At 58.6% G+C, this 12,358-nt stretch carries 9 protein-coding genes and 1 tRNA gene; 4 read left to right on the top strand and 6 right to left on the bottom strand.

Annotated elements, in window-relative coordinates; genetic code table 11:
- The first annotated feature begins 49 nt into the window (after nt 1–49).
- Both ACFSE1_RS10010 and ACFSE1_RS10015 read left to right on the top strand, forming a co-directional pair.
- Nucleotides 50–1,969, top strand: a complete 1,920-nt coding sequence (locus ACFSE1_RS10010; protein ID WP_377400174.1) for an AAA family ATPase — start codon at nt 50–52, stop codon at nt 1,967–1,969.
- A gap of 321 nt (nt 1,970–2,290) precedes the next feature.
- Nucleotides 2,291–2,503 carry an SOS response-associated peptidase family protein gene (locus ACFSE1_RS10015; protein WP_377400177.1) on the top strand — a complete coding sequence of 71 codons (213 nt, stop codon included), beginning with the start codon at nt 2,291–2,293 and terminating at the stop codon, nt 2,501–2,503.
- Between the two features lie 587 nt (nt 2,504–3,090).
- Here ACFSE1_RS10015 and ACFSE1_RS10020 read toward each other — a convergent pair.
- The 5 genes from ACFSE1_RS10020 to ACFSE1_RS10040 form a co-directional block, all read right to left on the bottom strand.
- Nucleotides 3,091–3,167 (bottom strand) — tRNA-Arg (locus ACFSE1_RS10020).
- Between the two features lie 115 nt (nt 3,168–3,282).
- Nucleotides 3,283–3,741, bottom strand: a complete 459-nt coding sequence (locus ACFSE1_RS10025; protein WP_377400180.1) for a hypothetical protein — start codon at nt 3,739–3,741, stop codon at nt 3,283–3,285.
- 61 nt (nt 3,742–3,802) lie between these two features.
- A complete protein-coding gene (locus ACFSE1_RS10030) occupies nt 3,803–4,642 on the bottom strand; it encodes a transglutaminase family protein (RefSeq protein ID WP_377400183.1) in 840 nt (279 codons plus the stop codon).
- Between the two features lie 51 nt (nt 4,643–4,693).
- On the bottom strand, nt 4,694–5,635 hold the full coding sequence (locus ACFSE1_RS10035; RefSeq protein ID WP_377400186.1) for an alpha-E domain-containing protein: 942 nt from the start codon (nt 5,633–5,635) through the stop codon (nt 4,694–4,696).
- 5 nt (nt 5,636–5,640) lie between these two features.
- Nucleotides 5,641–7,053, bottom strand: a complete 1,413-nt coding sequence (locus ACFSE1_RS10040) for a circularly permuted type 2 ATP-grasp protein (protein WP_377400189.1) — start codon at nt 7,051–7,053, stop codon at nt 5,641–5,643.
- A 301-nt stretch (nt 7,054–7,354) separates the two neighbouring features.
- Between ACFSE1_RS10040 and ACFSE1_RS10045 the strand changes: the two genes are divergently transcribed.
- Entirely contained in the window at nt 7,355–8,227 is an 873-nt protein-coding gene (locus ACFSE1_RS10045) for a DMT family transporter (protein ID WP_377400192.1), read from the top strand.
- Nucleotides 8,228–8,419: 192 nt separating this feature from the next.
- Nucleotides 8,420–10,222, top strand: a complete 1,803-nt coding sequence (locus ACFSE1_RS10050) for a methyl-accepting chemotaxis protein (RefSeq protein ID WP_377400195.1) — start codon at nt 8,420–8,422, stop codon at nt 10,220–10,222.
- 126 nt (nt 10,223–10,348) lie between these two features.
- On the opposite strand, the gene ACFSE1_RS10055 is transcribed toward ACFSE1_RS10050, so the two are convergent.
- Entirely contained in the window at nt 10,349–12,043 is a 1,695-nt protein-coding gene (locus ACFSE1_RS10055; protein ID WP_377400220.1) for a DEAD/DEAH box helicase, read from the bottom strand.
- Nucleotides 12,044–12,358 lie beyond the last annotated feature (315 nt).

The following is a 12,358-nucleotide window of genomic DNA, read 5'->3' on the forward strand; positions in this document are numbered from 1 at the left end:
GACGCGCGCCTGAGCGCCAGCCGCATCATCTTCAATCCGGGATCACACTATGAAACACGTTCTTCGAGACCGGGCAGGATTCGCCCTGCCGGAATTCCTCGCCTACGCGGGTATCAGCCGGGCTATCCGCCAATACCGACGCGCCCCACATTTCGCCATCGGCATCGTTCTCGACAACTGGGAGCGTAAGACGAGCTATGTACAGGCCGCGGTCATGTTCATCGACCAGAGATCGGACTACCGCTTCCAGGACCAGGTCAAGATCTTCGACGAGACGCGGTCGGACGACCACATCGAAGCCGTGATGGATCTGCTTCAGCACAAGCAGACCATCATCTTCTTCAGGTCGGAGGAGGCGATCCCGCCCGATCTCCTGCTTGCGCTCGACATCGTCGTCAAGGTCGAGCCGCCCGACGTCCGTCAGGCCCGCGGGGTCGTTCACTGGGGCTATCGAACGCCGCTTACAGACGAGCAGGCTGAGGCTCTTATCGCGTGCGACTGGAGGCGGCTGAAGCTGGCAATGACCTGGGGTCGGCCCATGTCGCGGGTACTTGCGATCATGGAGAAAATGGCGAAGGCGGGTGTACCGAGAGCACCAGCCGCACCTCGTGCACCAAACCGGAGGGGTGAAGTCATCGCAGACATCCGCCTGGAAAGCATGGAGGGCTACGGCGAGGCCAAGAATTGGGGGCTCGACTTGGCGCGTGATTTCGATGACTGGCGGGCGGGCACGATTTCCTGGGACGACGTCGATACGGGGATGTTGCTGTCTGGATCTCCCGGAACAGGCAAGACGATCTACGCAAAGGCTTTGGCCGCGACATGCGGGGCGCATCTGGTCGTCGCCTCCTACGCCACATGGCAGGCAAAGGGCCACCTCAATGACCTCCTGAAGGCGATGCAGAAGAGCTTTCAGGAAGCTAAGAAGAATGCGCCCTCCATTCTCTTCATCGATGAGATCGATGCCTTCGGATCCAGAGATAGCGTCAGCACGCAGAATGAATCCTATGACACCAAGGCCATCAACGGCCTGCTCGAGCAGTTGGATGGACTCGAGGGCCGCGAAGGCGTTGTCGTCGTTGCCGCCTCCAACCGCCCTGAGAAGATCGATGCCGCCATCCTGCGTTCAGGCCGGCTTGATCGGCACATCAGGATTCCACTCCCGGATATCGCCGCGCGGACGGCGATCTTCAGGATGCATCTCCGCGGCGAGTTCAAGGAGGCGGCGCTCAACACCTTCGCCGAACTCAGCGAAGGCATCACCGGAGCTGACATTCAAAAGATCGCTCGTGACGCCCGCCGAGAGGCTCGGAGGCTCAGAAGGTCGGTCGGCCTCGCGGACGTGCTCGTTCACCTGCCGATCCCGGCATTCATTCCCCCGGAGGCGCTGAGAGTAAATGCCATCCACGAGATCGGTCATGCCGTGGTCGGCACCGTTCTGGGCATGGAGCTCGTCCGTGTCGAGATTTCGCCGAAGATCATTCTGTCGACGAACTGCCAGTCCGTGGGGAGGGCGACATTCGATCGGCGGCCATGGGCCAGGCGCACGAAGCCTTACTACCTTGATGAGATTGCGATGGGACTTGGAGGAATGGCGGCCGAACAGTTGATGTTGGGCTGTCACGACGATGGCGTGGCTGGAGCTAATGGTGATCTCCACAAGGCAACCCGGACCGCGCTTCTTCTGGACAGGGCGTTCGGGATGGGTGATGGCTTGGGATCGCTCGGCGACATCTCGGACGCGCCCATGATCGACATCACCAGGATGGATCGAAGCGTGCTGCGACGGGTGGACAGGATCCTCGACGAGCAGCTCGCTCGCGCTAAGGCAATCCTTGAGCTTCATCGTTCCGCCTGCAGGAAGCTCGTCGATGCGCTGGTTGCCTCGCTCGAGCTATCGGGACAGGAGGTGCTGGATGCACTGGATTCCGATCCCGATGGTGAATCTCGGCTCCGAAGTGTGGGATAGCGAGCTTGCTTAGTCTTGGCACGTGCGCGCGCGAACTCCGCTCCATGACCTGGGGCTTTCCATTGCGGCTGAAGGATATGAAGCCGGAATCCAAGCCTAAGCCCGTGAATAACATCGCCGACCTCACGGGCAGGATGTGGATCGCCCTTGCTCGTAAACCGCAGGCGAGATGCCTGATTCCACTTACGGGTTTCGCCGAGGCGGAGGGCCCGAAAGGACGTATGACGCGGGCATGGTTCTCTCATCGCGACGACACGATATTCGCCTGGGCGGGGGCTTTGGCGGGTCAGTGACGAATGGGGTCCCGTCTATTCCGGGGTCATGACCGATGCGAACGAGGCGATCTCACCGGTCCACAACCGAATGCCCGTCCTGCTTCACCGGGATGAATATGAGCGGTGGCTTCATGGGAGCTTCGATGACGCGCTTGCGTTTCAGAAGCGAACATTCCCGCCAGAACTGATCGTAATGGATCGCACGACGGAGCTGTGGGCGAAGAAGAAGGCGAACGCCGAGACGCCGCTTCTGCTCTGATAGGCCGCATTCTGCGCCAGCTTGGCTTCTCTCGATTCGCAGGCTTCGCTCAGTGATCAAAGAACTCGAGACCAAGTCCTTTGAAACAGTCGGATTAATCCTCAGTTGACAGGATTCGCCGCCCGCTTCTGATGGCCACCTTCGTTGTCCGGGAAGCCGCGGCCGCTGTCTTGACGGCGTAGGGGCGGGAAATTTATGTATAATTTCGACCTATATTTCTGAGCTCCAGATAGTATTTGGGTAAGCTTTCGTGTCGATTGATTGATCTCGTCTTGGTCTAATATCCGCGATCCACGCCTGCCGTCCGTCGACAGGCTCTACTTCATTTAAGGCGCTTAAGGGCCACCTTTCGCAGGAAAAGCGTGTAACAATATGTGAACGAGATAGTTGTCCGACCTATCGATGTCGATTCGCGCGGAATCTCGTTGTCAACAATGAATTGTCAACAGTGAAACCGAAGACTCGTCTGGTGGCCAGAGGATTCAATAACCGCCATTTCAATCTGACGAATCCACACTTATGCCGTCAGAATCCGGCTTTAATGGTAGTGAATCCGGGCTTATGTGGCGAGGCAGAGGAAAATTAAATGGCGCACCCGACAGGATTCGAACCTGTGACCTTTGGAATCGGAATCCAACACTCTATCCAGCTGAGCTACGGGTGCGTTTCAGATGTGAAGCAAGCTGCTTCGCATCTGCCGATACAGGGTTCATAACAAAGGTCGGGGGCTGCATCAATCGCTTGGAACGGAAAAAGTGTGGGAGAGGAGATTTGTTCTCTCAGCGACGGCTTTGGCGGGCGATTGCGCGGTCGATCAGCATGTTGGCAATGGTCATGCGGGTTGTAGCCTCTGCCCGAAAATTCGGATGAATGCGATCCGGGTGGTTGAGCTTGGCAAAGTTCCTGCGTTTTTCTTGCAGAAGATCGGGCGTGTCTTCCTTGGCAAGACACAGATCCTCGGCGATTTCCGCTTCAGTCAAACGCAACAGGTGATCTGGCATCGCGGGCGGTTCGGGCGCAAGCACAGGCGGTTCCGGCTCGGGTGCCGGAAACTCCAGGACATCGAAATAGGCGAGGTCAGCCTGTGGAAGCGCTGCTGCGGTCGGCGTCGTTTCGGCCACGAAGCCGCTTGTCAGGCCGGAAACGCGAAAGCTTTGAGGCGCGGCAGGTTCTGCCTCCTCTTCCTCGCCATCCAGACGCGTCAGGATGGATTGAAACACAGATCGCCCGAACAGCATGGCAGCTCCCTTCGGACGTCTTTGTAGAGCAGCGGCATCGCGCGAGGCTTGCGCTTCAAGGTTACGATTGAGACTGGCTCTGGCCGTCCTGCATCTGTGTCTGGCCTTCTGCCTCAACCTTCAGCGATACATGCAGGTTCTCGCCCGCCTGACCAATCCGCATGCCTGAAACGGGTGCGGCGTCGCGATAGCAGAGGCCGCAGGCAATTCGCACATAGCGTTCATCCGGGCAGATCTTGTTGGCAGCATCGAAGCCCACCCAGCCAAGGCCCGGAATGTGAGCCTCTGCCCAGGCATGAGTGGCCACCTGTTCTGTCTGGCCATCCATCAGCAAATAGCCGGAAACGTAACGGGCGGGCAGGCGCATGACGCGCGCTGCGGAAATGAAGATATGGGCATGATCCTGACAGACGCCTTTGCGGGCTTCAAGCGCCTGTTCTGCCGTCGTTTCCGCTGTTGTCGTGCCAGGCTCATAGGCAACTGTTGTGTGAATTGCCTCCATCAGCGCATGCATTTTCGCCAGTTCGCTTTCGCCGTGAATGCTGTGCGCCAGATCCCGCACCAGTGTGCCGGGTTGGGTTCGTGGCGTCTCACGCAGGAAGAGCCACAGCGGCACGAAGCCCTGATGCATGCCCAGAACGCCAGCCCGATCAATGGTGCGAACCTCGCCGGAGGCCGTGATGCGAATCGTGCGTTCGCCGCCTTCGACGGACACCAGATCCGTGCGATTGCCGAATTGGTCCGCATAGCCCGCTTCCACCTTTGCGCCCTCAACCGAGAGCGACCAGTTGAGAACCGTCTGCATGGGGTTTGTCAGCGGGTGAAGCCGCAGCCTTTGCAGCGCATAGGCCACCGGCTCATCGTAAACATATTCCGTGGTGTGCGAGATCTTCAAATGCATCCGGCCAATCCGTCCCTCAAAAAACGCCTCTCAACCTGCCCTTGGGGTGGCTTAATGATAGAAGCGGTAGCCTTCTGAAATTTCCGCGCCCAGCTGGTTATTGCGGCTGATGAAATCCTCAAGGAATTCATGCAGGCCCTGATCCATGATGTCACCGATCGAGCCGCGTTGCAGCATGGTCTGAATGCTGTCTGCCGTCTCATGTGCCTGATGCCGCTGGCCGTAATCTTCCGCCAGATATTTCAGGTTGCTGACGATTTTTTCATAGCAATAGGCCAGCGAACGCGGCATCCGCGCGTTCAGGATCAGAAAATCCGCAATATTGGAGGGGCGGTATTCCGCATCATAGACCCAGCCATAGGAGCGATGGGCCGAGACGGAGCGCAGAATGGATTCCCACTGGAAATTATCCAGCGACGAGCCAACCTGGCTGACTGCCGGCAGCAGCACATAATATTTCACATCCAGAATGCGGCTTGTATTGTCGGCCCTTTCGATGAACGTGCCGATGCGCGAGAAATTATAGAGATCGTTGCGCAGCATCGAGCCATGAAAGGCACCGCGAATGAGCCCGGCGCGGCGCTTGACCGTATCGATCACGCCCGGAAGATCGGCAGCCTTCACCTTGCGTTGCAGCAATTGCTTCAGCTCGATCCAGCATTCGTTGGTGGCTTCCCAGGTTTCCCGCGTCAGCGCCGTGCGCACCATGCGCGCATTGTTGCGGCCCGCTTCGATGCAGGACATGACGCTGGAAGGGTTGCTGACTTCCCGCAGCAGGTAATCGATGGCATTGGCGGCCGTCACCGTGCCGTGCAGCTCGATATAGGCATCGCGCACGCCCGCACTTTGCAGCACGCCATCCCAGTCCTCATCGGAGGAACCCGTGCGTGTGAGCGATACGCGCAGTCCCGCATCCACAAGACGAGCAATGTTTTCGGCGCGTTCGATGTATCGGAACATCCAGTAGAGGCCGTTTGCAGTTCTTCCCAGCATGTCGCTCAGTCCTCTAGAACCCAGGTGTCCTTGGTGCCGCCGCCCTGGCTGGAATTCACCACCAGCGAGCCTTTCTTCAGCGCCACCCGGGTCAAGCCGCCGGGAATGATGTTCACGCCCTTGTCGGAAACAAGCACGTAGGGCCGCAAATCCACATGGCGGGGGGCAATGCCCTTGTCCACCAGAATGGGCACGGTGGAGAGCGAAAGCGTGGGCTGCGCAATGTAGTTGTTCGGCTTGGCGCGCAGCTTTTCCGCAAAGGCGGCGCGTTCTTTTCTGGAGGCTGTGGGGCCAACCAGCATGCCATAGCCGCCGGAGCCATGAACTTCCTTCACCACCAGGTCTTCCAGATGCTCCAACACATATTTCAGGCTGTCCGGTTCCGAACAGCGCCATGTCGGCACGTTTTCCAGAAGCGGTTTGCGGCCGGTGTAGAATTCCACGATTTCCGGCATGTAGGAGTAGATCGCCTTGTCATCGGAAATGCCAGTGCCGGGAGCATTGGCGATGGTAATATTGCCGGAGCGATAGACATCCATGATGCCGGGAATACCAAGGGCGGAATCCGGGCGGAAGGTGAGGGGATCGAGGAAATCGTCGTCCACACGGCGGTAAAGCACATCGATGGCTTCATAGCCCTGGGTGGTGCGCATCTTCACCTTGCCGTCGATGACGCGCAGATCCGAACCTTCCACCAGCTCCACACCCATGGTGTCGGCCAGGAAGGAGTGCTCGTAATAGGCCGAGTTATAGATGCCGGGCGTGAGGACGGCCACGCGCGGGCGCCCCTTGCAGCCGGGCGGCGCCAGCGATGCCAGCGATTGCCGAAGCAGATAGGGATAATCCTCCACGCGCTGCACCTTGTTCAGGGTAAACAGTTCCGGGAACATCTGCATCATGGTTTCCCGGTTTTCCAGCATGTAGGAAACACCGGAAGGCGTGCGGGCATTGTCTTCCAGCACATAGAACTGGTCTTCGCCAGTGCGCACAATGTCGGTGCCGACAATGTGGGTGTAGACGCCACCCGGCGGCTTGAAGCCGATCATTTCCGGCAGGAAGGCATCGTTGTTTTCGATCAGCTCGCGCGGGATGCGACCGGCGCGGATGATCTCCTGCTTGTGGTAGATGTCATCGAGGAAGGCATTGAGGGCCAGAACACGCTGCTCTATGCCCTGTGCCAGTTTGCGCCATTCGCGGGCCGAGATGATGCGGGGGATGATATCGAAGGGGATCAGCTTCTCGGAGGAATCTTCGTGACCATAGACTGCAAAGGTAATGCCGGTCTTTCGAAAGATGTTTTCCGCGTCCTGGGATTTCCTGATCAGGTGCGCTGGATCCTGCGCATCATACCACTCCTGATAAGTCTTGTAGGGGGCGCGCGGAAGGTTTTCCGCAGTCAACATCTCGTCAAATGCCAATGGTGTGTTCCCTGATTTTTGTCCATAAGAATACAATGCAAAGAGCATTGCAAGAACCATGCGCAACCGAAAAAGCAAATTCATCGGTTGCTGTCCTGCGCAGATGCCGGGCCGCCTCAAGGCCCGGTTTGACACGCCTTAGACTTGGGCAATCAGGGTGGTGATCTGGCTGGAAAACCCATTGATTGACTGGGAATATGAACTTATTCGATTGTTCAGTGCTTCTGTTTTGTCTTTCCTTTGCCTGCGGCGTAATCACAGTCTGCCCATTCTCTCGGCAGTTGGTTGAAGGCCTCCCGAAATGCTTGATCGTCTGGCTCCGGCCCTCTTTGTTCTGCTATGGTCAACGGGTTGGATCGTGGCCAAGATTGCTTCGCTCCATGCGGAGCCGCTGACCTTTCTGGCCGCTCGGCACATGCTCGCGGCGATTGTGTTTGCGGCCTTTTCGATTGCTGTTTCCGCCGCTTGGCCGCGAACCAACAAGGCCGTTTTGCACGGGTTTACATCGGGCATCTTGCTGCATGGTCTTTATCTGGCTGGCCTGTGGTGGGCCATCGGGCAAGGCGTTCCCGCCAGCCTTTCCGGGGTGATTGCCGGTCTCCAGCCTTTGCTGACGGCGGGCTTTGCCATTCTGCTGCTGCGTGAGCGTCTCGGTGTGAAACAGGTATGCGGGCTGCTTCTTGGCTTTGCCGGTGTCGCCATAGCCGTCTCGCCGCAGTTTGCCGATGTCATGAAGACCGGGCTGACGGGGCTTGCGGTGCCGGTGCTCGTCAACCTGATTGCGATGTTTTCGGTCACGCTCGGCACGCTGTATCAGAAGCGCTTTCTGGCGCAGGGCGATCTTCGCACCATTGCCGTTTTGCAATATCTGGGTGCGTTCGCCGTCACCGTTCCGCTCGTCTATGGCCTGGAAAACGGTCGGTTTGACTGGAGCTGGCCTGCCATCGCTGCCATGGCATGGTCGGTGCTCGGCATTTCCATGGGCGCGGTGGGACTGCTTCTGTATCTCATCCGGCGCGGTCAGGTCTCACGCGCCGCCTCGCTCATCTATTTGATGCCGCCACTGGTGGCCATCGAAGCCGCAATGCTCTTCGGCGAAACGCTGACACTGCCGATGATTGCGGGAACCGTGACCGTCGTCATCGGAGTCTATCTGGTCAATCAGAAGGTGTAAGGGGTTGGCCCCGGTGTTGTTAGCGGATCATGCCACTCTGGCCCTGCGACGAATTGCTGCGCTGCGGAAATGAAACCGCCGTTTTTATTTTTCTTTAAGAGATACTGCGCAAGTTGTGCCGCAGTAAGTAAATATATAGTATTACTAATAAAGGAGCTGCTCGTGGGGCGGATTAATATTAGATTTGGGCTGTTGTTTGCCTTGTCCCTTGTTGCGATCTCCATTCTGGCGCTTGCCTTTTCGTCCCTGTCGGGGATTTCGAAGATCACAGGCAATATGAATGTGATCGCTCATGAGTTGAACAAGAAGCAGATGGCTGCGGCGAATGTCAAAACGGAATTCGTCTTTTTTCGTTTGATGGCGGCGCGCGTTGCTGCGGCCACCCTTCACGGACCAAAGGCAATTGAAGTTGCGGTTGCGGCGCAGGATGCGCAACAGCAGAAACTGCAACAGACGGTAGCCAGCCTGCAAAAGCTGATGACGAGTGATCTGGAGCGCCGCAGGGCGCAGGATTTCGCAAATGCGATCTCGGCCTATGGCGATATTGTCAGCAAGGTCAACAAGCTGCGAATCTCGGGGCAGAACGATCTTGCCGAGGCTGTGGTTGCCAAGGAAGTACCCGGCATCAGCGAGGCTGCGGCCAAGAGTGTTGACGATATTCAAGACTATCTTGGCAAGACCATTGAAGATGCTGTTGTGAACGCTGACGATGTTGCCAGCAATGCCAATACGATCATGATCGTTGTCTCGGTCATCAGCATAACGCTGGCTGTCCTCTCCATGGCCTACACCGTTTTTGGCGTTGCCAATCCAATCGGCGAGCTTTCCAGTGCAGTTCGTGTTCTGGCCGGTGGAAGCCTGGAGAAGCAGGTTCCGTTCACCGATCGGCGCGATGAGCTGGGCCAGATGGCAATCGCGCTTGAAGTGCTTCGCAAATCGGGCCTGGAAAACATCAGGCTTCAGGCCGATGCGGCTGCTGCGCGGCAGGCACAGGAAGCGCAATCGGTTGATATGGCGCGCCGGACCTCCGAAGAGGCGCAGAAGCTTCGCTTTGCGACGCAGACCCTGGGTGATGGATTGCGGCGGCTTGCCGCTGGCGATGTATCCTTCTCCCTGTCGGAGCCGTTTGCGCCTGAGTATGAAGAACTGCGCACTGACTTCAACGAGACGGTTCGGCAGTTGGGAGATACGATATCCAGCGTTCTTTCCGTGGTTCATTCCATAGAGAGCGGCACGGCCGAGATTGCCGGTGGTGCGAATGATCTGTCCAAGCGCACGGAACAGCAGGCGGCCTCGCTTGAGGAGACGGCTGCTGCTCTGGACGAAATCACGCAGAATGTTTCCATGGCTGCCAAGCGCACGGATGAGGCGCGTCAGGTAGCGTCGCGTGCCAATGCGAATGCGGAAAGCTCTGTGCGGGTTGTTGCGGATGCCGAGGAAGCGATGCGCCGCATCGAGGAATCGTCGCAGCAGATCTCCAACATCATCGGTGTCATCGATGAGATTGCCTTCCAGACCAATCTTCTGGCGCTGAATGCCGGTGTTGAAGCTGCGCGTGCCGGGGAGGCTGGCAAGGGCTTTGCGGTTGTTGCGCAGGAAGTTCGTGAACTTGCCCAGCGCTCGGCCAATGCCGCCAAGGAGATCAAGGGCCTTATCCTGAACTCTTCGAACGAGGTCGAGAACGGGGTGAAGCTTGTTCGCGATACGGGTTCTGCGCTGAAGGAGATCGGCAGTCAGGTCGTTCAGGTCAACCAGCTTATGGAGACGATCACCACCTCGTCGCGTGAGCAGTCTGCGGGTCTTGCGGAAGTCAATACGGCGGTCAATCACATGGACCAGACCACGCAGCAGAATGCGGCCATGGTTGAGCAGTCGACTGCGGCATCGAGCGCTCTGGCAAATGAGGCTGGACGTTTGAGAGAGCTGGTCGGCCGCTTCAGACTGCCTCAGGATGCGGGGCGTGGCGGTCAGGGTGCGGTGCGTCGGGCCGCCTGAGCGGCGCCCTGCCTACCAAAGTCCGCCTACGCAAAGTCCGCATAAAGTTTCGGCCCGCCTTTGATAAAGGCGGGCCGATTTCTTTGTCTTGGAGCGTTTTCGTATCTAACAGAAATACAGCCGCGATCAGGCGCGGTCGCGCCTGCGGGGCTGGTTGCCGCCTTCACCGCCAAACTTTACCGGGCCGCCATTGCCCGAGGGCTTGCGTGCCGGCTGACCGTTGCGTGCCTGGCGCTGCTGGGCCGGGGCATGACGGCTTTCCCCGCCATTGCCGCGCTTGCGCTGGTCAGCGGCGGCGGGCTTGTTGCCGAACTGCTTCTTGCGTGCCTGGCCGAAATCGGAGGTGGCGACGAGATCATTGTCCGGCTCGAAGCTTGGCGCTTCCTCGTTACGACGCTGGCCGCGAAAATCCTCGTTGCGGTTATTGCGCGGACCGCCCTGACGGCGTTCGCCGCGCGCTGCACCTTCCTCACCTTCGGCGAAGAAGGGACGGCGGGCCGGTCTTCCTTCGGAACGGCCGCGTCCACCGTCGCGGTTGCCACCGTCGCGCTTGGCGCCATCTCGCTGGCCGCCACCGTTCTGGCCACGGCCACCGCCGCCATTGCGTGCCTTGGTCGGCCGTGCAGGGCTGCGCATTTCTGCCGGGCGCTCGCCGGATGCAACAGAGATTTCGATGCCCATCAGGCGCTCGATATCGCGCAGCAGGCGTGTCTCGTCCGGCGCGCAAAAGGCGATTGCGATGCCATCGCGGCCTGCGCGGGCAGTTCTGCCGATGCGGTGAATATAGGCATCCGGAACTTCCGGCAGGTCATAATTGAACACATGCGTGACGCCCGGAATATCGATGCCGCGGGCTGCAACATCTGTGGCAACCAGCACGCGGATTTCGCCATCGCGGAAAGCCTTCAGTGCGCGTTCGCGCTGTCCCTGGCTCTTGTTGCCATGAATGGAGGCAACTTCGAACTCTTCATGGGCCAAATGCTTTGCCAGCTTTTCGGCGCCGTGCTTGGTGCGCAGAAACACGATGGCGCGTCCATCCGGGTTCTCCAGAAGCGCATCTTTCAGAAGCACTGTCTTGTCGTTCTTGCCTGCGACGAAGTGAACATGCTGCTCGACCTTGTCGGCTGCCTTGCCGGGCGGCGTGACTTCAACCTTCACCGGGTTGGTGAGGTAGTCCTGTGCCAGATCGGCAATGGCCTTTGGCATGGTGGCGGAGAAAAGCAGGGTCTGGCGCTTGGCTGGAACCATCTTTGCGATCTTGCGCAGATCGTGGATGAAGCCGAGGTCCAGCATCTGGTCCGCTTCGTCCAGAACGAGATGCGTCACTTTCGAAAGCGTCAGTGCGCGGCGGTTGATCAGGTCAAGCAGGCGGCCGGGTGTCGCGACAAGAATGTCGGTGCCACGCTCCAGCTGAAGTTGCTGCTTGTTGATGGAAACACCGCCGACAACCGTGTTGATGCGAAGCGGCGTCTTCTTGAGATAGCTGCGGAGGTTGACGGCAATCTGGTTCACCAGCTCGCGGGTCGGAGCCAGGACCAGTGCACGAATGGTGCGGTTGTCCGGGCGGGCCATTTCGGCCATCAGCATTTCAACGATGGGCAGGCCGAAGGCTGCGGTCTTGCCAGTGCCGGTCTGCGCAAGGCCGATGAGGTCGCGGCCTTCCAGCAGAAGGGGAATGGCCTGCGCCTGAATAGGCGTCGGCGTCTCATAGCCAAGCTGCGAGAGGGTGGCTACGATCTGCTTGGAGAGACCAAGCGAATGGAAATTCGTCAAGTCGAATACCTTTCGGGGCGCCAGACATGAACGCCCTGGCAGCACCATGCTGGCCCGGGTCATTCTGGCGTCAAGAACCCCGCGTGAATTGGGAACTTGTGGTTGGAAAATGCTTTCCAGCGCTGGCCGTCATGCGGCCTTCGTTCTTTAGCGCTTGCCTTCTTCGCGATCCAATTCGTCGCAGGGCCAGCTCACGCGGCGGCCGGAAGGTGAAAGCTGGACTGCATGTGCTGCTTTGCACACAAAAAGTCAAGAGCCCAAGGCGAGATAGCCTTGGGCTCTTCTGTTGTAATCAAAGTAAACCTCCACCTACGGTGGAGGACTGGACGAGTTTTACATCGTGGTGGAGAGACCTCCGGCTTG

Origin of the sequence: Affinirhizobium helianthi (assembly GCF_042680945.1) — a bacterium.
GTDB lineage: Bacteria > Pseudomonadota > Alphaproteobacteria > Rhizobiales > Rhizobiaceae > Neorhizobium > Neorhizobium helianthi.